The 22687-nt window shown below is 67.9% G+C and carries 21 protein-coding genes; 10 read left to right on the top strand and 11 right to left on the bottom strand.

Annotated features, from left to right (window positions below; genetic code table 11):
- Positions 1–469 precede the first annotated feature (469 nt).
- From CY652_RS06415 to ptsP, 5 genes are all read left to right on the top strand, one after another.
- Positions 470–1579, top strand: a complete 1110-nt coding sequence (locus CY652_RS06415; protein ID WP_102129860.1) for a COX15/CtaA family protein — start codon at positions 470–472, stop codon at positions 1577–1579.
- A gap of 9 nt (positions 1580–1588) precedes the next feature.
- Positions 1589–2494: a heme o synthase gene (gene cyoE / locus CY652_RS06410; RefSeq protein WP_102129859.1), complete on the top strand. Its 906-nt coding sequence runs from the start codon at positions 1589–1591 to the stop codon at positions 2492–2494.
- Positions 2495–2497: 3 nt separating this feature from the next.
- The gene (locus CY652_RS06405; protein WP_102129858.1) at positions 2498–3139 is read left to right on the top strand and encodes an SCO family protein; all 642 of its coding nucleotides are present in this window, start codon (positions 2498–2500) and stop codon (positions 3137–3139) included.
- 203 nt (positions 3140–3342) lie between these two features.
- Entirely contained in the window at positions 3343–4443 is a 1101-nt protein-coding gene (nagA, locus tag CY652_RS06400) for an N-acetylglucosamine-6-phosphate deacetylase (RefSeq protein WP_102129929.1), read from the top strand.
- Positions 4444–4582: 139 nt separating this feature from the next.
- Complete coding sequence (gene ptsP, locus CY652_RS06395) at positions 4583–7150, top strand: phosphoenolpyruvate--protein phosphotransferase (RefSeq protein WP_102129857.1); 2568 nt, start codon at positions 4583–4585, stop codon at positions 7148–7150.
- A gap of 53 nt (positions 7151–7203) precedes the next feature.
- On the opposite strand, the gene cydX is transcribed toward ptsP, so the two are convergent.
- From cydX to rpoH, 5 genes are all read right to left on the bottom strand, one after another.
- Entirely contained in the window at positions 7204–7323 is a 120-nt protein-coding gene (cydX, locus tag CY652_RS06390; protein WP_102129856.1) for a cytochrome bd-I oxidase subunit CydX, read from the bottom strand.
- A 24-nt stretch (positions 7324–7347) separates the two neighbouring features.
- Positions 7348–8484, bottom strand: coding sequence for a cytochrome d ubiquinol oxidase subunit II (gene cydB, locus CY652_RS06385; RefSeq protein ID WP_102129855.1), 1137 nt, complete (start codon positions 8482–8484; stop codon positions 7348–7350).
- A gap of 40 nt (positions 8485–8524) precedes the next feature.
- Complete coding sequence (locus CY652_RS06380) at positions 8525–10114, bottom strand: cytochrome ubiquinol oxidase subunit I (protein WP_102129854.1); 1590 nt, start codon at positions 10112–10114, stop codon at positions 8525–8527.
- Positions 10104–10367 (bottom strand): cytochrome oxidase putative small subunit CydP, encoded by a 264-nt coding sequence (gene cydP / locus CY652_RS06375; protein ID WP_102129853.1) that lies wholly within the window; start codon positions 10365–10367, stop codon positions 10104–10106. Before cydP ends, CY652_RS06380 begins: the two co-directional genes overlap by 11 nt.
- 375 nt (positions 10368–10742) lie before the next feature.
- A complete protein-coding gene (rpoH, locus tag CY652_RS06370) occupies positions 10743–11678 on the bottom strand; it encodes an RNA polymerase sigma factor RpoH (RefSeq protein WP_102129852.1) in 936 nt (311 codons plus the stop codon).
- A 377-nt stretch (positions 11679–12055) separates the two neighbouring features.
- On the opposite strand from rpoH, the gene CY652_RS06365 reads away from it, so the two are divergent.
- Positions 12056–12439 (top strand): nuclear transport factor 2 family protein, encoded by a 384-nt coding sequence (locus tag CY652_RS06365; protein WP_102129851.1) that lies wholly within the window; start codon positions 12056–12058, stop codon positions 12437–12439.
- Between the two features lie 157 nt (positions 12440–12596).
- Here CY652_RS06365 and leuA read toward each other — a convergent pair whose 3' ends face one another.
- Positions 12597–14243 (bottom strand): 2-isopropylmalate synthase, encoded by a 1647-nt coding sequence (gene leuA, locus CY652_RS06360; RefSeq protein WP_102129850.1) that lies wholly within the window; start codon positions 14241–14243, stop codon positions 12597–12599.
- A 518-nt stretch (positions 14244–14761) separates the two neighbouring features.
- Complete coding sequence (gene ybiB / locus CY652_RS06355; protein WP_102129849.1) at positions 14762–15757, bottom strand: DNA-binding protein YbiB; 996 nt, start codon at positions 15755–15757, stop codon at positions 14762–14764.
- 257 nt (positions 15758–16014) lie between these two features.
- Between ybiB and CY652_RS06350 the strand changes: the two genes are divergently transcribed.
- Complete coding sequence (locus tag CY652_RS06350) at positions 16015–16713, top strand: fumarylacetoacetate hydrolase family protein (RefSeq protein ID WP_102129848.1); 699 nt, start codon at positions 16015–16017, stop codon at positions 16711–16713.
- Positions 16714–16818: 105 nt separating this feature from the next.
- Here the strand turns inward: CY652_RS06350 and ftsY are convergent, their stop codons facing one another.
- On the bottom strand, positions 16819–18120 hold the full coding sequence (ftsY, locus tag CY652_RS06345) for a signal recognition particle-docking protein FtsY (RefSeq protein WP_102129847.1): 1302 nt from the start codon (positions 18118–18120) through the stop codon (positions 16819–16821).
- Between the two features lie 274 nt (positions 18121–18394).
- Between ftsY and rsmD the strand changes: the two genes are divergently transcribed.
- From rsmD to CY652_RS06330, 3 genes are all read left to right on the top strand, one after another.
- Positions 18395–19021 (top strand): 16S rRNA (guanine(966)-N(2))-methyltransferase RsmD, encoded by a 627-nt coding sequence (gene rsmD, locus CY652_RS06340; RefSeq protein ID WP_102129846.1) that lies wholly within the window; start codon positions 18395–18397, stop codon positions 19019–19021.
- A gap of 105 nt (positions 19022–19126) precedes the next feature.
- Positions 19127–19630, top strand: coding sequence for a pantetheine-phosphate adenylyltransferase (coaD, locus tag CY652_RS06335; RefSeq protein ID WP_102129845.1), 504 nt, complete (start codon positions 19127–19129; stop codon positions 19628–19630).
- Positions 19631–19720: 90 nt separating this feature from the next.
- On the top strand, positions 19721–19984 hold the full coding sequence (locus tag CY652_RS06330; protein WP_102129928.1) for a YfhL family 4Fe-4S dicluster ferredoxin: 264 nt from the start codon (positions 19721–19723) through the stop codon (positions 19982–19984).
- Positions 19985–20054: 70 nt separating this feature from the next.
- Here the strand turns inward: CY652_RS06330 and hisC are convergent, their stop codons facing one another.
- The 3 genes from hisC to CY652_RS06315 form a co-directional block, all read right to left on the bottom strand.
- Entirely contained in the window at positions 20055–21137 is a 1083-nt protein-coding gene (gene hisC, locus CY652_RS06325) for a histidinol-phosphate transaminase (protein WP_102129844.1), read from the bottom strand.
- An 81-nt stretch (positions 21138–21218) separates the two neighbouring features.
- The gene (gene pth, locus CY652_RS06320) at positions 21219–21818 is read right to left on the bottom strand and encodes an aminoacyl-tRNA hydrolase (protein ID WP_102129927.1); all 600 of its coding nucleotides are present in this window, start codon (positions 21816–21818) and stop codon (positions 21219–21221) included.
- A gap of 134 nt (positions 21819–21952) precedes the next feature.
- Positions 21953–22564, bottom strand: coding sequence for a 50S ribosomal protein L25/general stress protein Ctc (locus tag CY652_RS06315; protein ID WP_102129843.1), 612 nt, complete (start codon positions 22562–22564; stop codon positions 21953–21955).
- Between the last annotated feature and the right edge of the window lie 123 nt (positions 22565–22687).

The raw sequence follows: 22687 nt of genomic DNA, 5'->3' as shown, positions 1-22687 counted from the left end.
ATCCCGAGGTTGCCATCCGTGCAGCACAGCAGCCGAAATCGCCTTGTCGTGATGGGCTATCCGGCGGACGGGCAACCCCGTCCGGCAAGTTTTGCGCGCACCGGGTGCGACTCGCCGCGCTGCGACAAAAGAGCGCAGTTCGGGTGCCCGACGATGGTCCCCGTGGCATTCTGCCGGCACCGCACGGGGCCTTGCCGCTATTGGCTTCGTGGCGCATCCGCGGAAATGAAGGGCTGACGGCGTATTCATGCAGCCTTCCCGTCACCCGCGTCGGGTCATGGCGGCCCGCCTGCCGACGGACGTCGATCCTCGCCGGTCGACTCCGCGCGGAAAACCCGACGATGCGGCTTCCCACTCGTCCCGACCCGGCGAGAAACCGGATGATATGCCGAAGAAACAGCACCTGCGGTCGGGCATCGGCTGACGCGTCGCGCGGGGCGATCGCGAAAAGACGAAGGTAGAAAGAGAGATGTTCGTACTGCAACTCGGCCTGATCGGGCTGTGCATCGCGCTCCTGCCGCTGTCCTGGGTATGGGTGAGGGCCGACGACGACAAGTTTCGCAAGCTGGTCTGGGTCACGACGTTCATGACGCTGGACCTCGTCATGTTCGGCGGCTTTACGCGCCTGACCGATTCGGGGCTTGGCTGTCCGGACTGGCCCGGCTGCTACGGCACGTCCTCGCCGTTCGTCGCACATGCGCAAATCGCCGCCGCGCATCTGGCGATGCCGAGCGGTCCCGTCAGCATGAAGAAGGCGTGGATCGAAATGATCCACCGCTACTTCGCGATGGCGATCGGCGTGCTCATCATGGCGCAGATGCTGATCGCGTGGGGGGCGCGCATCCGGCGCCGGCCGTTGCACGTGTCGCCGTGGTGGCCGACTTCGCTGCTGCTCCTGATCGTCCTGCAGGGCGTGTTCGGCGCCTGGACCGTGACGCACAAGCTGCAGCCCGTGATCGTGACGACCCATCTGCTGCTCGGCCTGACGCTGCTCGGCGCGCTCGGCTGGCTCGGCGCCCGGCTCACGCCCCTGCCGGCCCGGGAGCCCGAGGCCGCGCGCTGGCGGGCGGCCGCGCTCGCGGGGCTCGTGCTACTGGTCGTGCAGATCGCGCTCGGCGGCTGGGTCAGCACGAACTACGCGGTGCTCGCCTGCACGGATTTCCCGACCTGCAACGGCGCCTGGATTCCGCCGATGGACTTCCGGCACGGTTTCCATCTGTGGCGCGCGCTCGGCACGGACGGCGACGGCGAAATGATTACCCAGGACGCGCTCGTGGCCATCCACTGGACGCACCGGACGTTCGCGCTCGTCGTCGTCGCCTGGCTCGTCTGGCTCGCGCTCAGGCTGCGGCGTTTCGAGTCGCTGCGTCGCCCCGCCAATGCGGTGCTGCTGATGGTCCTGGTGCAGTTCGCGACCGGGCTCTCCAACATCGTCCTGCAGTGGCCGCTGGCCATTGCGGTCGCCCACAACGGCGGGGCAGCGGTCCTGCTGCTGCTGCTCGTCATGTTAAACTTCCGAATTGCCTGCAGCCGCAAGGATCGCGCCGTCTTGTCCGCGCGCGACGCGGCGCCGGCCTGATCTGCTCCTATGGAAACCTCAACCCTCTCCCGCACGCCGGGCAGCCGGATTTCCCAGTACATTGCGCTTACCAAGCCGCGCGTCACCCAACTGGCGGTGTTCTGCGCGGTCATCGGCATGTTCCTCGCGACGCCGGGCATGGTGCCGTGGACGGTGCTGGTCGGCGGCACCGTCGGCATCTGGCTGACGGCGGGCGCCGCTTTCGCGATCAACTGCCTCGTCGAGCAGAAGGTCGACGCGATGATGCGCCGTACCGCGTGGCGCCCGTCGGCGCGCGGCGAGATCACGACCGTGCAGATCCTGCTGTTTTCGGCCGTGCTGGGCGCCGCCGGCATGTGGACGCTCTACACGTTCACGAACGCGCTGACGATGTGGCTCACGTTCGCGACTTTCGTCGGCTACGCGGTCATCTACACGCTGTTGCTGAAGCCGGCGACGCCGCAGAACATCGTGATCGGCGGCGCCTCGGGCGCGATGCCGCCCGCGCTCGGCTGGGCCGCCGTCACGGGCGCCGTGCCCGGTGACGCGTGGATTCTCGTGCTCATCATCTTCGTCTGGACGCCGCCCCATTTCTGGGCGCTCGCGCTCTATCGCCGCCAGGACTACGAGGACGCGGGTCTGCCGATGCTGCCGATCACGCACGGCGAGCAGTACACGCGGCTGCACATCTTCCTGTACACGGTCATCCTGTTCGTCGTCACGCTGATGCCGTTCATCTCGGGCATGAGCGGCGTCGTGTACCTCGTCGTCGCCGTGCTGCTCGGCGCGGTGTTCCTCGGCTACGCCTGGCGGATCTATCGCGAGTATTCGGACGCGCTCGCGCGCAAGACTTTCCGTTATTCGATCGTCTATCTGTCGCTGATCTTCATCGCGCTGCTCGTGGACCACTACGTGCACGCGCTGATCGGTGTCTGATCCATGACCGGTCTTTCCTTTTCATCGCGCATCCGGCGGGCCTCGCGTACCGTCCTGATCGCGCTCGCGGCTGCGTGTTCGCTCGGCGGCACGGCGCTGCTCGCGGGCTGCGGCCAGCAGGAGCCGCCGTTCCAGAACCTGGACATCACGGGCAACACGCAGTTCGGTCGCGACTTCTCGCTGCCCGACGCGAACGGCCAGATGCGTTCGCTGGCCGACTACAAGGGCAAGGCCGTCGTGCTCGTGTTCGGCTACACGCATTGTCCCGACGTTTGTCCGACGACGATGGCCGAGCTCTCGGAGGCGCTGCAGCAGCTCGGTCCCGCCGACGCGAAGCGCGTGCAGGTGCTGTTCGTCACCGTCGATCCCGCGCGCGACACGCCGGCCGTGCTCTCGCAGTACGCGGCGGCCTTCAATCCGACGTTCGGCGGCCTGCGGCCGGCCAACGACGCGCAGTTGGCCCAGGTCACGAAGGACTTCCACATCTACTACAAGAAAGTGCCGGGCGACACGCCGGGCGACTACACGATGGACCATACGGCCGCGAGCTACGTGTTCGATACGACCGGCAAGCTGCGGCTGTTCGTGCGCGACGGCCAGGGCGCGACGCCGTGGGTGCACGACCTGAAGCTGCTGCTCGATTGATGGCCTGATGTCGGTCGGTCGACACCTGAAAACGCCGCGCTTGTCGCGGCGTTTTTTATTGACCCCGTCATATATCGGGCGAAAGCGGAGCGATGCCGCCGCGGTCCCGGCATGGCCCGATAATCGGCCTCGTGATGGTTATATGATGAGCCGATACGCCGGAGCGAATCCGTCGGAAAACGATGCAACATCGGGAAAAATTCATGCTGAGCGGAAACATACTGACTGACGAGGGCTGGATTCGCGGCTCGCTGTCGTTCGAAGGCGGTCGCATCGCGGCGCTCGAGGGCGCGCGCGTCGATCCGGCCGGCAACGACGAGCCGTACATCCTGCCCGGCTTCGTCGACCTGCACGTGCACGGCGGCGGCGGCGCCGACGTGATGGAGGCGGGCAGGGCCATCGAGACCATCGCCCGCACGCACGCGCGCCACGGCACGACGAGCCTGCTCGCCACGACGATGACCGCGCCGCGCGACGAACTGATGAGCGTCGTCGGGCAACTCGGCGAGGTCGCGCGCAGGCGTACGCCCGGTGGCGCGCGCGTGCTCGGCGTTCACCTCGAAGGGCCCTACCTCAATCCCGGCAAGCTCGGCGCGCAGCCCGACGCGGCTGTGCCCGCCGTGCTCGACGAGGTGCTGGCCTATCTCGCGATCGCGCCGGTCCGCGTGGTCACGATCGCGCCGGAAATGGCCGGCCATCTCGAGATCATCGGCGAACTGGCGGCACGCGGCGTGCGCGTGCAGCTCGGCCATTCGCTCGCGACCTACGACGACGCGCTCGCGGCGCTCAAGCACGGCGCGCGCGGGTTCACGCACCTGTTCAACGCGATGCCGACGTTCCATCACCGCGACCCGGGGCTCGTCGGCGCGGCGCTTGCTCATGCCGAATACGCCGAGATCATTCCCGACCTGCTGCATGTTCATCCGGGCGCGATTCGGGCTGCGTTGCGCGCGATTCCGCGTCTCTACGTCGTGACCGACAGCACGTCGGCCACGGGCATGCCGGACGGCGAATACCGGCTTGGCAGCCAGCACGTCACCAAGTGTCTCGGCGGCGTGCGGCTGGCCGACGGGACGCTCGCCGGCAGCACGCTGACGATGGACGACGCGCTGCGCAATCTCGTCTCGCTCGGCCTGCCGCTCGCCGACGTGTCGAAGCGTCTGTCGCACCACGCCGCCGATTACCTCGGCATCGGGGATCGCGGACGGATCGCGCGCGGGGCCTGGGCCGATCTCGTCGTGTTCGATCGCGATCTTGCGCTGACGGCGACCTATGTCGAAGGCGAGCCGATCGCCAGCGAATGACTGACGCGCAGCCCGTCCCGCCGGTGCCGCGGCAGCGTAGCCCGTAGCCGGCGGACACCGGGCGATCGGCGTCGTTCGCGCGGCATCACCGAAGCGCATCGAGCGCAGGGGCACGAAACGCGTAGAGGAGTCGCAGCCGATGAAAGCCGTGAAGGACCACGTTCTACTCGTCGCGCCGCTGAGCGGGCTGCTCGTGCCGCTCGCGGAAGTTCCCGATCCCGTGTTCGCGCAGGGCATGTTCGGCGACGGCGTCGGCATCGACCCCGTTGCGGGGCGGCTCGTCGCGCCGTGCGACGGGACGGTGATGCATCTCGCGCCGACCGGCCATGCGGTGACGCTGCAGACCCCGGAGGGTGCCGAGGTGCTGCTGCACATCGGCATCGATACGGCCGGGCTGGACGGCCGGGGCTTTGCGGCGCGCGTCGCGCCGGGCGAGCGGGTCCGGCGCGGCGATCTGCTGATCGAGTTCGAGCGGGATTTCGTGGCGAGCACGGTGCCGAGCCTCGTGTCGGTCGTGGCGATCGCCAATTCGGACGCTTTCGAAGTGGTGTCGCGCGTACAGGCAGGCGCGGTGTGCGCGGGGACGAGCCCGCTCCTCGAACTGCGCGCGCGCAATGCGGCCGCCGTCGAAGCGGCGCGTGGCGCGAGCCGGGTCGTGGACGAAGCGCGCGCGACAGTGACGCTGACTCGCACGGGCGGTCTGCATGCACGCCCGGCGGCGCGGGCGCGCGAGTCGGCCCGCCGTTTCGACGCGCGCGTGGAGGTGCGCCATCGGGGGCGCAAGGTGGTGATCGACAGCGTGGTCGGGCTGCTCGGCCTCGGCGTGGCCGAGGGCGCGAGCGTGGAACTCGTGGGCATGGGGCCGCAGGCGCGCGAGGCGATCGATGCGGTCGCCGAGGCGCTCGGGCGGGAGGTCGACGGTCAGAGCCCGGGGGAACGGCCCGGGCATGGGCGGCGTTTGCCCGTGCAGCAGGCCGCGGCGCGCGGCGGCGCCCCGCACGGGACCGGGTCGCTCGCGGGCGTGGGCGCCGCGCCCGGCATCGCGGTCGGCACGCTCGTGCATTGGGACGACGCGGCCCACGCCCCGCCCGAGATCGCCAGCGCAGCGCCCGAAGCGGAGCGCCGGCAACTCGACCAGGCGCTGGCCGACGTGGACGCCGAGCTGGCCCGCGCCGTGCAGGAAGCGTCGCAGCGCGGCGCGGCGGGCGAGGCCGACATTTTCTCGGTGCACCGCATGCTGCTCGACGATCCGGCGCTGCTCGAGGTGGCGCACGACCTTGTTCGCGTCGGCAAGCGCGCCGGATTCGCATGGCACGAGGCGATCCACGCCCAGATTTCGGTGCTCGGCAATCTCGCCGATCCGCTGCTGGCCGGCCGCGTCGCCGACCTGCGCGACGTCGAAAAGCGCGTGCTGCGCACGCTCGGGCATGCCGGCAAGCCGGGGCATGCGCTGCCCGACGAAGCCGTGCTCGCGGCCGACGAATTCACGCCGTTGGACCTCGCGTCGCTCGACCGTCGACGCGTGACGGCACTCGTGATGGCGCGCGGCGGCGCGACTTCGCATGCGGCCATCATCGCGCGGCAGACGGGCATTCCGGTGCTCGTCGCCGTCGGCGATACGCTGCACGCGCTGGCCGACGGCACCCAGGTCGTCGTCGACGCCGACGCGGGGCGGCTCGTCCACGCGCCGGGCACGCACGACGTGGCGCGGGCGAGGGCGGCGCGCCGGCGTCTGATTGCAAGGCAGGAGGCGAACCGGCTCAAGTCGCGGCAGCGCGCGACGACTCGCGACGGCCGCGCGATCGAGGTGGCCGCCAACATCGCGACGCTGGACGACGCGCGCGTGGCCGTCGACGGCGGCGCCGACGCGGTCGGCCTGCTGCGCACCGAGCTGCTGCTCGCCCGCCGGCCGGAAGCGCCCGACGTCGAGGCGCATCGTCTGGACTACCAGGCTATCGTCGATGCGCTCGACGGCCGTACGGCGATCATCCGGACGCTCGACGTCGGCGCGGACAAGGCCGTCGATTACCTGACGCTGCCGCCCGAGCCGAACCCGGCGCTCGGCCTGCGCGGCATTCGCCTCGCGCAGGCGCGGCCCGAACTGCTCGACGACCAGTTGCGCGGCCTGTTGGCCGTGCGGCCCGCGGGTGCCGTGCGCATTCTGCTGCCGATGGTGACCGATGCCGGCGAGTTCGCGCGGTTGCGCGAGCGTATCGACGCGCTCGCGCGGGAGCAGGGTCGCACCGGTCCGATTGAGGTCGGCGCGATGATCGAAGTGCCGTCGGCGGCGCTGCTGGCAGACCAACTGGCGCGATACGCGGACTTTCTCTCGATCGGCACCAACGACCTGACCCAGTACGCGCTCGCGATGGACCGCTGCCAGCCCGCTCTCGCGGATCGGGCCGACGGCCTGCATCCGGCCGTGCTGCGCCTCGTGGCGGCCACCGTGCAGGGCGCGCGGCAGCACGGCACCTGGGTCGGCGTTTGCGGCGCGCTGGCCGGCGATCCGCAGGCGGTGCCGCTGCTCGTCGGTCTCGGCGTGACGGAGCTGTCGGTCGATCCGGTTGCGGTGCCGACGGTCAAGGCCCGCGTGCGCGGCCTCGACTACGCGCTGTGTCGCCGGCGCGCCCAGGAAGCGCTTGCGCTCGAATCGGCGGAGGCGGTCCGGGCGGCGAGCCGCGAAAGCTGGCCGCCCGACGACGCGTGATACCCGGCGGCGGCCGTTCCGCCGGTCGACGCCATTCGCCGCTTATTCGTTGCCTATTTGTCGCCGCTCTCGTCCGTCGCGGAGACCTTGTTGTTCGCCTCGAGCCACATGACGTTGATGATGCCGAAGCCGAGCGCGACGCCGACGCCGAGAATCCAACTGAAATACCACATGATTCGCTCCTGTCGGACCGTGGTTCAGTACAGCGAGTGCCGGTTTTCTTCCACGACGGCCGCCGTGACCTTGCCGCGCATGATGCGGTACACCCAGCTCGTGTAGATGAGGATGAGCGGCAGGAAGATGATGACGGCGACGAGCATGATCTCGAGCGTCATGCGGCTCGACGTGGCGTCCCAGACGGTCAGGCTGCTGCGCGGGTCGAGCGAGGACGGCATGATGAACGGAAACATCGAGAATCCGGCCGTGAGGATGACGCCGACGATCATGAGGCCGGTGCCGAAGAACGCGCTCTTCTCGAAGCGCGAGCCCGCCAGCAGGAAGGCGATCACGCCGCCCGCGACGCCGATCGCCGGCGCGACGATCATCCACGGATAGGTGCCGTAATTGGCGAGCCAGAGGCCTGGGCCCGTGCCGGTATCCTTGAGCAGCGGGTTCGACATCGCGTCGGGCGACGCCGCGCGGGTGATCTGGTAGCCGTCGATCAGCGTGGCCACGAGCACGCCCGCGAGAACGAACAGCACGATGGCGACGAGCGAGCTGATGCGCAGCGCCAGCGCCGCGCGGCGCGCGATCACGTCGTCGCTCTTGAGCCGGATGAACGCGGCGCCGTGCGCGGCCAGCATCGAGAGGCTCACGAGCCCGCATAGCAATGCGAACGGATTGAGCAGCGCGAAGAAGCTGCCGTGATAGGTGACGCGCAGGTCGCTGTCGTAGATGAACGGCACGCCTTCGAGCAGGTTGCCGAACGCGACGCCGAACACGAGGGCGGGCACGAAGCCGCCGATGAAGAGCCCCCAGTCCCACGCGCGCCGCCAGCGCGGGTCCTCGCGCTTGTTGCGGTAATCGAAGCCGACCGGCCTGAAGAAGAGCGCGAACAGCACGAGCAGCATCGCGAAGTAGAAGCCCGAGAACGACGCGGCGTACACGAGCGGCCAGGCGGCGAACATGGCGCCGCCCGCCGTGATCAGCCAGACCTGGTTGCCTTCCCAGGTCGCGCCCACGGTGTTGATGACGATGCGCCGCTCGGCATCGGTCTTGCCGATGAAGGGCAGCAGGATCGTGGCGCCCATGTCGAAGCCGTCGGTCAGCGCAAAGCCGATCAGCAGCACGCCGATCAGCACCCACCAGATCACTCTCAGCGTTTCGTAGTCCATGATGTCGGTTCCTCGATGCGGTCGACGACGTGCCCGGCACTCAGGCGGTGTGTCCGCTGCCGACGAGCGGCGCCGTGTCCTGCTCGTGGAAGTAGCGGCCCGTGTGGAGCGCGGACGGCCCGAGTCGCGCGTACTTGAACATCAGCGTGATCTCGACGATGAAGAGCGCCGTATAGAACACGACGAAGCCGCCGATGCTCAGCATCACGTCGCCGGGCGCGAGGCTCGAAGCCGACAGCGCGGTCGGCAGCACCTCGGCGATGGTCCACGGCTGGCGGCCCAGCTCCGCCACGACCCAGCCGAACTCGGCGGCGATCCACGGCAGCGGGATGGCCCAGACGGCCCAGCGCAGGAACCATCGGCGATTGAGTTGCAGCAGCGAGCGCTGGGCACAGAACCAGAACGCGAGAACGAACGTGAGCAGGAGCAGGATGCCGAGGCCCACCATCGCCCGGAACGACCAGAACACCGGCGCGACGGGCGGAATCGAATGCTTCGCGGCGGCGTCGATCTGCGCGGGCGTGGCGTCGACGACGTTCGGCGCGAACTCCCTGAGCAGCAGGCCGTAGCCGAGGTCGGCCTTGTGCGCGTCGAACGTGCTGCGCGTCGCGGCGTCGGCCGTGCCTTCCTTCAGCTTCTGGAGCGCCGCGTAGGCGAGCATGCCGCTGCGGATACGCGTCTGCGCCTGGTTGATGAGGTCGCGCAGGCCGACCACGGGCTCGTCGGTCGAGCGCGTTGCGATGAGACCGAGCACGTAGGGAATCTGGATCGCGTAGTCGGTCCGTTCGGCCTGCTGATCGGGAATGCCGAAGAGCGTGAACGGCGCGGGCGGCGGCGCGGTATCCCACTCCGATTCGATGGCGGCGAGCTTCGCCTGCTGGACTTCGCCGGTGCGATAGCCCGACTCGTCGCCGAGCACGAGCACGCACAGCGTCGAGGCGAGGCCGAAGCCGGCGGCGACGGCGAACGAGCGCAGCGCGAAATCGACGTCGCGGCGGCGGATCAGATACCACGACGAGATGCCGAGCACGAACATCGACGCGGTCACGTAGCCGGCCGAGACCGTGTGCACGAACTTCACCTGGGCGACCGGGTTGAAGATGACGGCGTAGAGGCTGGCGAGCTCCATGCGCATCGTCTCGTAGTTGAACGCGGCGCCGACCGGGTTCTGCATCCAGCCGTTGGCGACGAGAATCCACAGCGCGGAGAGGTTCGAGCCGAGCGCGACGAAGAACGTCGCGACCAGATGCTGGCCTTTCGTCATCCGGTCCCAGCCGAAGAAGAACAGGCCGACGAAGGTCGATTCGAGGAAGAACGCGGCAAGCCCCTCGACGGCGAGCGGCACGCCGAAGATGTCGCCGACGTAATGCGAGTAGTACGACCAGTTGGTGCCGAACTGGAACTCCATCGTGAGGCCGGTCGTCACGCCCATCACGAAGTTGATGCCGAAGAGCTTGCCCCAGAACTGCGTCATGTCCTTGTAGATCGGCTTGCCCGTCATCACGTAGACCGACTCCATGATGACGAGCATCCAGGTCATGCCGAGCGTGAGCGGCACGAACAGGAAGTGATAGAGCGCGGTAACGGCGAATTGCAGGCGCGAGAGATCGACGGTTTCGCTAATGGGCATGGGAGTCCCCTGGTGGCGGCGTATTCGGCGCCGGTACGGACAGGATGGCCTCGGCGACTGAGGCCGGCGGCATCGACATGTCTTTCGCCTGCGGGTGGTTGAAGAACGCGTACTTGAGGGCCATCAGCAGGACGAGCTTGAAGGCGAGAACGACGGCGAGATCGTGGGCGAAGCTCGGGCCGTGCGACCAGCGGGCGAGCCGCTCGCGCAGCGAGCCGCCCGGCCGGCGTCGGCGATCGGATGGGGAGGCCATGATGATCGATGACTGCTTTGCTCGAAACATCGTTGTCCAGTCAGGTCATGAACGACGCATGCGGTCTGACGCCCGGCGACGGCGGGAGGCGCCTGCGGCTTGCCGGGACGTGACGATTCGCCGATCGGTCGGGTCGCGCCGCACAGGCGCACCCTATATTCAGTATTGCAATCAGATCGGATTCAAGTCAATGAAACGGGGTCCAAATTAAAATGCATTTCGCATTACGACGATAGCTCGCCTTTATCTTAGGAAAATTGGAAGGCGGACGATCGCAACGTGGCGGACGGAAAAAAGAAAGCCCCGCCTTGCGGACAAGGCGGGGCTTTCGGGAAACGATGATGCGGCGCGGAAAAGTCCGTGCCGCAGGTGCCGTCAGGCGTACTCGGCGAGCGCCGTGCGCATCTTCTTCATCGCGCTCGCTTCGATCTGACGAATGCGCTCGGCCGACACGCCGAACTCGTCGGCCAGTTCGTGCAGCGTCGAACCGCCCGAGCCGTCGTCGGCGACGTTCAGCCAGCGCGCTTCGATGATGCGGCGGCTACGCGCGTCGAGCGCCTCGAGCGCGCTCGCGATGCCGTCCGTCTGCAGGTGGTCGTGCTGGCGCGCGGCGAGCACGGCCGTCGGCTCGCTGTGCGAATCGGCGAGCCAGGCGATGGGCGCGAACGACTCCTCGCCGTCCTCGACCTGGCTTTCCAGCGCGATGTCTCCGCCCGAGAGCCGCGTTTCCATCTCGGCCACTTCCTCGCGCTTGACGTTCAGTTCCTGCGCGAGGCCGTCGATTTCCTCGGGCGTGAACGCCTGCAGGCCCTGCTTGTGGCTGCGCAGGTTGAAGAACAGCTTGCGCTGCGCCTTGGTCGTCGCGACTTTCACCATGCGCCAGTTGCGCAGGATGTACTCGTGGATCTCGGCCTTGATCCAGTGCATCGCGTACGAGACGAGCCGGACGTTCTGCGCCGGATCGAAGCGCTTGACCGCCTTCATCAGGCCGATGTTGCCTTCCTGGATCAGGTCGGCGTGCGGCAGGCCGTAGCCGAGGTAATTGCGCGCGATCGACACGACGAGGCGCAGGTGCGACAGCACGAGGCGCCGGGCGGCATCGAGATTGTTCTGCTCGCGGTATTCGGTCGCGAACTGGCGCTCCTCCTGCTGGGTCAGCATGGGGATGCGGTTGACGGCCTGGATGTAAGCGTCGATATTGCCCAGTTGGCCGGGCAGCAGGGACGCCTGCGCGAGCGCCAGAACACCTGCCGGAGCGGCCTTGGCCGCCGACGGGCTCAGAGTACTCGGAAGGGTCATTGCGTTGCTCACGTTGGCGAACTCCTCAAAAATCTTGCGTCTTGCCTAGTCTAAACAGCGACTATACCGTGGATGTTAGCACTCTGATCAACTGAGTGCTAATACTTGGAGCGCGTAGGGGATTGGAGGTTCCCTATTCTGCTATCGAATCCATGAATTTGATAGTGAACTAAAGGTGGTGGCTGCCTATTCGAGCGCACTCGCCGATTTGATTCGATTTGCCCCGATTTTTCTGGGGGCGGTGTGCTGTGGAACCCGGGTTATCAAAGAGCCGAATCCTGGTATAAATTTCAGCCAGCTATAGGGTGCGTCGGGGGTGTGTCGGGCTGGGTGCGGATTTCGTGGCGTGCGGCGCCCGACCGGGGTAGGCGCGCAAAGGGGCTTGGGCGATGGCGGCAAAGCTGATCGAGGCGATTCGCGGGCTGGAGCGCGAGCGCTTTCGCGCGATGGTGGACGGCAACGGCACGTTGCTCGATTCCCTGCTGTCCGACCACGTGATCTACGTGCACACGAACGGCAAGCGCGAAACCAAGCGCCAGTTCATCGATGCGATCACTGCCGGCCGGCGCCGCTATCGCCAGATCGAGATCCAGTCGCAGGACGTGCTGACGGTCGGACGCGAAACCTGCGTCGTCAGCGGCCGCGCGCTGATCGAGATGGAGGCGAACAGCGGCGCGCTGCTCTTTCCCATTGCCTACACGGCCATTCAGACCCAGGAGAGCGGCCAATGGCGCCTGCTGGCCTGGCAGGCGACGCGTTGCGCGCTGGAGTGAAGCAGAGACCCGGAGCGCCTCGTGGGCGCGCCGGGCACGCGTCGGCGGCCCGTTTTGCCGCCGACGTCCGATTCCTTTCCCATTCGTCCTGTTTCTGACAGGAAAAAATCTTCCGCACGCTACCGCTACATGTGCCGGCGAAAAGCCGCCGGGCGGCTCAGGCCGCCTCGCGGCTTTCGACTTGCGTCCAGTCCGCCCGGTTGACGCCGCTTACCACCGCCTCGAGCGCGGCCGTCTTCGCGTCCGCCGCGACGCCCACGCCGTACCGCAGCGGCTGGTCGCCGACGCGGCAACCGACGAACACGGCCGTGTCGCCGCGGGCCGTGCGCGCGCTTTCGCAGGACGTAATTTCGATCGTCTCGCCTGCCGCCGCGCCGAGCGCGCCGGCGATGGCCTGCGCATAGGCGTCGTCCGCGTCCGCGCCGACGGGCACGGCGACGTCGTGGCCTGCCCAGCGCAGCCGAAGCGCGCCGGCATGCGCCGCGGGACCCGCGGCCTGGAAATATTCGCGCGCGAACAGGGCGCAGATCGATTCGCCCGTCACCTCGGCGCCGGACGTGTCGGCGACCGTTTGCACCGCGTGGCTGAATTCGATCTGCACGCGGCGCGGCGGCGCGAAGCCGAGGCCGCGCTCGAGCAGCCAGGTCGCGCCGCCCTTGCCGGACTGGCTGTTCACGCGGATCACCGCGTCGTAGCTGCGGCCGAGGTCGGCGGGATCGATGGGCAAATACGGCACTTCCCAGGGCGCGTCGGGTTGCTGTTGCGCGAAGCCCTTGCGGATGGCGTCCTGGTGCGAGCCCGAGAATGCCGTGAACACGAAATCGCCCGCATACGGATGGCGCGGGTGCACCGGAATCTGGTTGCAGCGCTCGACCACGCGGCGCACCGCGTCGATGTCCGAAAAATCGAGGCCCGGATCGATGCCCTGGGTGTAGAGGTTCAGCGCGAGCGTGACGAGATCGACGTTGCCGGTGCGCTCGCCGTTGCCGAAGATGCAGCCCTCGATGCGGTCCGCGCCGGCCAGCAGCGCGAGTTCGGCGGCCGCGACGGCCGTGCCCCGGTCGTTGTGTGGATGCACCGACAGCACGATGCTGTCGCGATACGCGAGATTGCGGTCCATCCACTCGATCTGGTCGGCGTAGACGTTTGGCATCGCGGCCTCGACCGTCGCCGGCAGGTTCACGATCATCTTGTGATCGCGCGTCGGCCGCCAGGTTTGGGCCACCGCGTCGCAGACCTCGCGCGCGAAGGTGAGTTCGGTCGTAGAGAAGGTTTCGGGCGAGTACTGGTAGGTCCAGTGCGTTTGCGGCCGCGCGTCGGCATAGGCGCGCACGAGGCGCGTGCCTTCGATGGCGAGCGCCTTCACCTGCTCCTTCGACTGGCCGAACACGATTTTGCGGAACGACGGCGAAGTCGCGTTGTAGAGATGGACGATGGCGCGCGGCACGCCGTCGAGCGCTTCGAACGTGCGGGCGATCAACTCTTCGCGCGACTGCACGAGCACTTCGATCGTCACGTCGTCGGGGATGCGCTGCTCGACGATGAGCCTGCGCACGAAGTCGAAGTCGGTCTGCGAGGCGGACGGGAAGCCGACTTCGATTTCCTTGAGGCCGATCGAGACCAGCATCTCGAAGAATTCGAGTTTCTGCTCGACGCTCATCGGCTCGATCAGGGACTGATTGCCGTCGCGCAGGTCGGTGCTCATCCAGATGGGCGCGCGCTCGAGGGTGCGTGTGGGCCATCGGCGACCGTTCAGGCGGACGGCGGGAAAGGGGCGGTATTTTTCGGCGGGGTTACGCAACATGACGAGCCTCGTTCTGAGTGTCGTCTGCGAAGGCGGCCGGCAACGGGCGGCTGGCGGATTGCCGGGAAGGCACGTTGCGCCGGCCGGAGATGGCCGGCCGGCGCAGCGGACGGGCACGGACGACGAACGCCGCGGCGACGGACATACCGGAGGTATCCATGGCGCCGGAAGCGAACGTGACTGATGCCCATGCAACGTGCATTTCGACCCTCGCGATTCGCCCGGACGGTAAACGGACGAATACAAACGACTGACAGGTTGTAAAGGGAACTGCGGTTTGGGGTGAAGCTGGAACTACGAAACTGCCGGGAGGACTGCGAGGCCGGATGCGGCGCGCGCAGCGCTACGCTTTGCTTACGCTAGACGTAGCGATAGGGGCCGTGCTAGACGGCCGAGGGTAATTCGGAGGGTGTTCTGGAAGGAACGCATTCCGATAATTTATGCCAGGACGGGCCGGCGTGTCAACTGGGGGCCGAACCGGAGCCCGATGAAACGGGCCCGGAGCAGGTCGCGACGCGTTACGACGGCGAGGCCGGCCCGCCGGATTTCGCGTTTCGCGCGGTGATCGACGCGATCGTCCCGACTTGCCGGGCGATGGCGTCCGGCACGGGCGCGTCGCCGCGCAGCACGGCTTCGATCCACCTGGCCGTGGCGGTCGCGTCGCGGCTTTCGGGCAGATCGGCGTCGGGCATGTCGGGCGACGAGCGTTGCGGCTCGACCAGCGTTTCGCAGGCGCCGTCGTGAAGCCAGTCGACCTGCACCTGGCGCCGCGTGTCGGCCACCGCCTCGCCTTCCGTGCCGCGCGCGAGCAGCGCGCCGCCCGCCGCCGCTTCGGGATGCGCGGCGAACAGGGCCGTCAGGCTGTCGCGATACGGCGGATGCGTGTAGTTGACGAGCCGCAGTCCCGGCTCCGCGAACGGCTGAAGCAGCTTGACCAGCGTATGCGTGGAATTGCGCACGCCCATGCGCCGGCGTAGCGCGAGCAGCCGCGCGATCCTTGGCGCGAGCGCTTCGATGGGCGCGAACGCGAGACGCCGCGCCGCGAGCTGCGCTTCGATTTCGTCGTGGCTATCGGCGGCGCGAATTTGCAGTGCCGCGAAGATTTCCGCGCTCGTCACGCGGCCCGGGTCGATCGCGACGCCGTGCACGAGCACGGGAACGCCCTCGCGGGCGAGCAGCAAAGCCAGCAGCGGCACGAGATTCGCCTGCTTGCGCGCGCCGTTGTAGCTCGGGATCGACACGGCCCGGTGCGCGCCGGCCGGCGTGCGCAGCGGTTCGAACGAGGCGTGGGCCGCGGCCAGCATCGCGGCCAGTTCGTCGGCGGATTCGCCCTTGAGCCGGTAGGCCAGCAGGACGGCGCCCAGCTCGAGATCGGGGACGCGGCCGTCGAGCATGGCGCCGTAAAGCGCACGGGTGTCCTCGGGCGAGAGCGCGCGGGCGCCGTTCGGTCCGCGGCCGATTTCCTTGATGAAGCGGGCGCAGGCGAACGTGTCGGGGGAGTCGGAGTCGGTCATGGAACGGGCTGGCGGGAGGCGCGCCGGCCGTGCTCGGCCGGATACGGAACGGATTGAAACGGAATCCGCGCAGTATCGCACGAGCGGCACGGGGCGGCCCGCACGGGGCGAGCCGGCTCCGCCGCCTTCCGTTTTCCTGACGACTGACCGGCTGGGGGCGGCCGTTTCGGGGACGAACGAGCACGCGGCCAGGCGGCGCGTTAAACTCACTCACCTCTTGCCGCACGGGGCGGCAGACTACGAAATCGGAGAACAGCATGACTTATGTGTTTGAACCGGCGCCGGTCGCATCCGTGCCCGTCGCCGGCAGCGGCGAGCGCTTCCCGGTGCGGCGCATCTACTGCGTGGGTCGCAATTACGAGGCGCACGCGCGCGAAATGGGCCACGACCCGAACCGCGAGCCGCCGTTCTTCTTCTCGAAGCCTGCCGACGCGATCGTCTACGTCGCGCCGGGCGAGACCGGCCGCTTTCCGTACCCGGCGCAATCGAAGAACGTGCACTTCGAGATGGAACTCGTCGCCGCGATCGGCAAGGGCGGCAAGGACATCGCGGTCGCGGACGCGCTCGGCCACGTGTACGGCTACGCGCTCGGTCTCGACATGACGCGCCGCGATCTACAGGCCGAGGCGAAGAAGCTCGGCCGCCCGTGGGACACGGCCAAGGGCTTCGACCATTCCGCGCCGATCGGCCCGATCCATCCGGTGTCGAAGGTCGGCCAGATCGACAAGGGCGCGATCTGGCTCACCGTCAACGGCGACGAAAAGCAGCGCTCGGACATCTCCCAGCTCATCTGGCCGGTCGCCGACACGATCGCGTTCCTCTCGACGCTGTTCGAACTGCAGCCGGGCGACCTGATCTATACGGGCACGCCCGAAGGCGTCGGGGCCGTCGTCAAGGGCGACCTGATGCGCGGCGGCGTGGACGGCATCGGCGAATTCGCCGTGAGCGTGGTCTGAGCGCGCGATTCCGGTAGCGGTGCCGCCGGGCACGCGAAACGAAAAAGGGCGTCGTTGCGACGCCCTTTTTTGCGTGAATGCCCCGACGCTCAGCGCCGGCTGAGCCTAGCCGCCGAGCAGCGCGTCGGCGAATTCCGCGGCGTTGAACGGCTGAAGATCCTCGGCCTTCTCGCCGACGCCGATGAAATAGACGGGCACCGGGCGTTGACGCGCGATCGCCGCGAGAATGCCGCCCTTCGCGGTGCCGTCGAGCTTCGTGACGATCAGGCCGGTGAGGCCGAGCGCGTCGTCGAACGCCTTGACCTGGGTGAGCGCGTTTTGCCCGGTGTTCGCGTCGATCACGAGCAGCACTTCGTGCGGGGCGCCGTCGTACGCCTTGCCGATCACGCGCTTGACCTTGCGCAGCTCCTCCATCAGATGCAACTGGGTCGGCAGGCGCCCGGCCGTATCGGCCATCACGACGTCGATGCCGCGCGCGCGCGCGGCGCTGACCGCGTCGAAGATCACGGCGGCCGGATCGCCGCTTTCCTGCGACACGACGGTCACGTCGTTGCGCTCGCCCCAGATCGCAAGCTGCTCGCGCGCGGCGGCCCGGAACGTGTCGCCGGCGGCCAGCAGGACAGACTGGTCGAAGCGCTGGAGATGCCGCGCGAGCTTGCCGATGCTCGTGGTTTTGCCCGCGCCGTTGACGCCGGCGATCATCATGACGAGCGGCTGGACGCGGCCGAGCACCAGCGATTGTTCGAGCGGCTTGAGCAGATCGACGAGCAACGCGCGCAGCGCGACCTTGACCTGTGCCGCGTCGGTGAGCCGCTCGGCGCGGACCTTCGCGCGCAGCGTATCGAGCAGATATCCGGTCGCGTCGACGCCGGCGTCCGACATCAGCAGCGCGGTTTCGAGCTCTTCGTAGAGATCGTCGTCGATCTTCGCGTTGACGAAGATGCTCGCGAGATTCGAGCTGGTCTTGGACAGCCCCGATTTCAGCCGGGACAGCCACGATTGTTTCGCGGCCGGTTCCGGCGCGGGCGGCGGGACGATTTCGCCCGTTTCGATGTCGGTGTCGGACGGCTGGGGCGTGTCCGCGGCGTCTTCGCTGGGCGCCGCGGCCGGCGTTTGCGGCGCCTCAGACAATCCGGGCATTCCGGTTGCGTCGCTGGCACCGGTCGTCTCGGGCCCGATGGCCGGGGCCGCCGGCGCGTCGGCGCGGACGGGTTGCCCGGCCGATACGGCGGGGGGCGGGCTGGACGTTTCGATGGCCGCGGTACCCGGGACTTCGGGCGCCTGCGGCGCCGATGCGTCGTCGGGTTGCGCGTTGACGGGTTCGTCGGCCGGCGCTGTTCCGGGTTGCCCGGCGTCGGTCGCGTCGGTCGCTTTCGATCCCCGGAGTCGTTTGAAGAAGCTGAACATGATCTGGCGTGGGTGAGCGCGCGCGGGCGCGGCGGACCCGGCAAGGGCCACGGGCAGCGAACGCGAAGGCGGAATACGGGGCGCGGAAACCGGTCATTTTATCAGGTCAGGCCGTCCCGTCTGCGTCGTGGCCGGCACAAGCCTGTGGTAACGTGCGGCCAGGCCGTCGGGCGCGCCTCCGGACACGGCGCCCGGCGGCGAGATTGCGTCCCCATTGGATTGCGCCCCATTGGCGCGTCATCGCCCTGTTCCCGTCCAGCCACCGGAAACCCGCATGTCCCGTTCTGCCCCGCCCAGTCCGCGCAACGCTCGTTCTGCCTCATCCGGCCGGGGCGGCGCGGTGCATACCGTCCGCATCATCGGCGGCGACTGGAAGCGCACGCCGCTGCCCGTGCTCGATCTCGACGGTTTGCGCCCGACACCCGACCGCGTGCGCGAGACGCTGTTCAACTGGCTCGGCCAGCGGCTCGACGGACAGCGTTGCCTCGATCTGTTCGCCGGCAGCGGCGCGCTCGGTTTCGAAGCCGCCTCGCGCGGCGCGGCGCGCGTGCTGATGGTCGAGCGCAGCCCGCGGGCCGCCGCGCAACTGCGTGCGAACCAGGCGCGGCTGGCCGCGCCTGCCGTCGAAATTGCCGAGGCCGATGCGTTGAGGCTCGCGGCCGGATTGACGCCGGGTTCGTTCGACGTCGTGTTTCTCGATCCGCCTTTCGGCGACGACGTGCTGGGCCGTGCCATCGGGCTGGTCGTGCCGCTCGTCGCCGAGGGCGGATTCCTGTACGTCGAATCGGGCGCGCCGCTCGATCCGGCCTCGGAACCGGCGCTCGCGGGCTGGATCGTCGCGAGGGCGGGCCGTGCCGGTGCCGTTTTCTATCATTTGCTGCGGCGCGAAAATGATGAATAATGCGCCTTCGATAACAGGCGCCGGGCGGTTCACTGCCGCCACGCGTGCCGCCGCGCCGGGCGTTCTCGCCGCCGGCGCCCCGTTTCCGTTGAGAGGAGAAGCCCCATGGTAGTCGCCGTGTACCCAGGTACCTTCGACCCGTTGACGCGCGGCCACGAAGACCTCGTGCGGCGCGCGTCGAGCATTTTCGACACGCTGGTGGTCGGCGTCGCCGACAGCCGCAACAAGAAGCCGTTCTTCTCGCTCAACGAACGCCTCGACATTGCCCGCGAGGTGCTCGGCCACTATCCGAACGTGCAGGTGGCGAGCTTCAAGGGGCTCCTGAAGGACTTCGTGCGCAGTAACAACGCGCGCGTGATCGTGCGCGGCCTGCGTGCCGTGTCGGACTTCGAATACGAATTCCAGATGGCGGGCATGAACCGCTATCTGCTGCCCGACGTCGAAACGATGTTCATGACTCCGTCCGATCAGTACCAGTTCATTTCCGGCACGATCGTGCGCGAGATCGCCCAACTGGGCGGGGACGTCAGCAAGTTCGTGTTTCCGTCCGTCGAGAAGCGGCTGCAGGAGAAGGTCGCCGCGCTGGGCGGTCCGTTCGGCAAGCCCTGAGCGCAACGCAAAAGCGGCGTAGACTGACAGGTTCATGTCAACGGATGACGGATGGAACCGGCGCTTGCGCCGGCGCGAAGCGAGAACAGCATGGCCCTGATGATTACCGACGAGTGCATCAATTGCGACGTCTGCGAGCCCGAGTGCCCGAACGACGCCATTTCGATGGGCCCGGAAATCTACGTGATCGACCCGAACCAATGCACCGAGTGCGTGGGCCATTTCGACGAGCCGCAGTGCCGTCAGGTGTGTCCCGTCGAGTGCATTCCGCTCGATCCGCGGCACGCGGAAACGCGCGATCAATTGATGCAGAAGTACCAGGCGTTGACGGCTGCGAAGGGGCGCGAGGCCTGAAAGGCCGGCCCTCGTCCCCTTATTTCTTCTTGGCTCTTCTTTTCCCGTCCTGCCGGTTCTGGCGCCGCCGTTATCGGACGGCCTTCTTTCCCACGAGCCCGTTTAGCGCTTCGACGAGCGTGTCGCATTCGGCGTCGGTGCCGACCGAGATGCGCAGATGCTGCGAGACGCGCGGCGCGGTGAAGTGCCGGACGAAGATTTCCCGCTCGCGCAGCTGGGCGGCGAGGGTGGCCGCATCGTGGCCCGGATGCCGGGCAAACACGAAGTTCGCCGCCGACGGCACGATCTCGAAGCCGAGCGCCCGCAGCGCCGACGTGAGCCGCTCGCGGCTCGCGACGACGCGCGCGGACGTCGCGCGCAGCCAGGCGTCGTCTTCGTAGGCCGCGGTCGCGGCGGCCTGCGCGAGCCGGTCGAGCGGGTAGGAGTTGAAGCTGTCCTTCACGCGGTTCAGCGCCTCGATCAGCGCGGCGTCGCCGAACGCGAAGCCGACCCGCATGCCCGCCAGCGACCGCGACTTCGAGACTGTCTGCACGACGAGCAGGTTCGGGTAGCGGTCGATCAGCGCGATGGCCGACTGCGCGCCGAAATCGACGTAGGCCTCGTCGATCACGACCGCCGACTCCGTGTTGCGTTCGAGCAGCCGCTCGATTTCGGCGAGCGGCAGCGCGTGTCCGGTCGGCGCGTTCGGATTCGGGAACAGTACGCCGCCGTTGGGTTGGGCGTAGTCGTCGAGGCGAATCGCGAAGGCGTCGTCGAGCGGCACGGTCCGGTAGTCGACCGCGTAGAGCCGCGCGTAAGTCGGATAGAAGCTGTAGGTGATGTCCGGAAACAGCAGCGGCAGTTCGTGCTTGAGCAGGGCCTGGAACGCGTGCGCGAGCACTTCGTCCGAGCCGTTGCCGACGAAGATCTGGTCGGCGCGAATGCCGTGATGTTTCGCGACGGCCCCGCGCAGCCGCTTCGCGGTCGGGTCGGGATAGCGACGCAGCGTTTCGGCGTCCTCGCCGAGTTCGCGTCGAATCGCCTCGAGCACGCGCGGCGAGGGCGGATACGGATTCTCGTTGGTGTTGAGCTTGACCGGTCGGGCGAGCGCGGGTTGCTCGCCCGGCACGTAGGGCACCAGCCGGTGCACGAGGTCACTCCAGTAACGACTCAAGACGCTCTCCTTGTTCGTCTCCGGCGAAAGAAGCTCCGGCCGGAGCGGCGACGCGCGGCATGCCGCGCGCCGTCATCGTAATTACGTGCGGTGCAACTGCATCATCGCGCGCTCGAGCTCGCCCTTGACGACGAGCGGCATGACCGCGAGCGAGCGTTCGAGCGCCGCGTCGATCACGTCCTGTTCTTCCTTGCGCGGCGGCTTGAGCACGAAGTTCGCGACGTCCGGTTTCGCGCCGGACCGTGCGCTTTCGGGAATCAGGTCGCGCGGATGCCCGATGCCGAGCCGCAGCCGCCAGTATTGCTGCGTGGACAGATGCGCGGAGATGTCCTTCAGGCCGTTGTGGCCGCCGCTTCCGCCGCCGAGCTTGAACCTGGCCGCGCCGGGCGGCAGATCGAGTTCGTCGTGCGCGACGAGAATTTCGTCGGGCATGATCTTGAAGAAGTGCGCGAGCGCGACGACGGCCTGGCCCGAGCGGTTCATGTAGGTCTGCGGCTCGAGCAGATGGACTTCCTCGCCGTAGAGCCGGGCCTTGGCGTAATGCCCGTGGAAGCGCCGTTCGTCGCGCAGCGTGGTGCCCGCCTCGCGGGCAAGCTGGTCGACCAGCCAGAATCCGGCGTTGTGACGTGTCGCAGTGTATTCGGCGCCCGGATTGCCGAGCCCGACGATCAGCCTGATCATGAGCGTACTCTCTCGGCCGCGCCGGCGGCGCAACCTCGATGAACGAAAAAAACCCGCCGGGGCGAACCGCGGCGGGTCACGTCGTCCGTCCTGACGGAACGGATCGAGAGGATAGCTGGTTTCGCGCTTAAGGCTTACTCGGCCGCCGGCGCTTCTTCGCCTTCCGCCGCCGCGGATGCCCCAGCCGCCGGGATCGCGGCCGACACGATCACCGGGTTTTCGGCCTCGATGTGCGCCGTCAGCGTGACGCCGTTCGGCAGTGCGATGTCCTTCGCGTGCAGCGTCTGGCCGACTTCGATCTTCGCGAGATCGACTTCGAGGTACTCGGGCAGCGAGCCCGGCAGGCATTCGACTTCGATTTCGTTGACGACGTGCGAGATGATCGCGCCCGACAGCTTCACGGCCGGATTGCTTTCCTGGTTCAGGAAGTGCAGCGGCACCTTCGTGTGGAGCTTGCGCTTCGGGTCCACGCGCTGGAAGTCCACGTGCAGCACGAGCTGGCGGAACGGATGGTATTGCACGTCGCGCAGCAGCACTTGCTGCGACTTGCCGGCCACTTCGATCTCGAGGATCGACGAGTGGAACACTTCCTTCTTCAGGGCGTGCCACAGCGCGTTGTGATCGAGTTCGATCAGTTGGGGCTCGGCGCCCGCGCCGTACACGATCCCCGGCGTCTTGCCGGTATTGCGCAGGCGGCGGCTCGCACCCGTACCTTGCAGATTGCGCTCGAAAGCGACGACTTTCATGTTGTTTCTCCAATGCAACCGCCCGCGACCAGGCAGTAAGAACAGGGCCGTCGCGCATCGGCTTCGGCCCGGGAATAGCGGTACGGACCTTCGTCCGGATCGTACCGATCGCACGGCGACCGC

It is taken from the genome of Burkholderia sp. WAC0059, assembly GCF_002870125.1.
Taxonomy (GTDB): Bacteria; Pseudomonadota; Gammaproteobacteria; order Burkholderiales; family Burkholderiaceae; genus Paraburkholderia.
The sequence above is the reverse complement of the archived record's forward strand: the minus strand, read 5'-3'. Positions and strand labels throughout refer to the sequence as shown.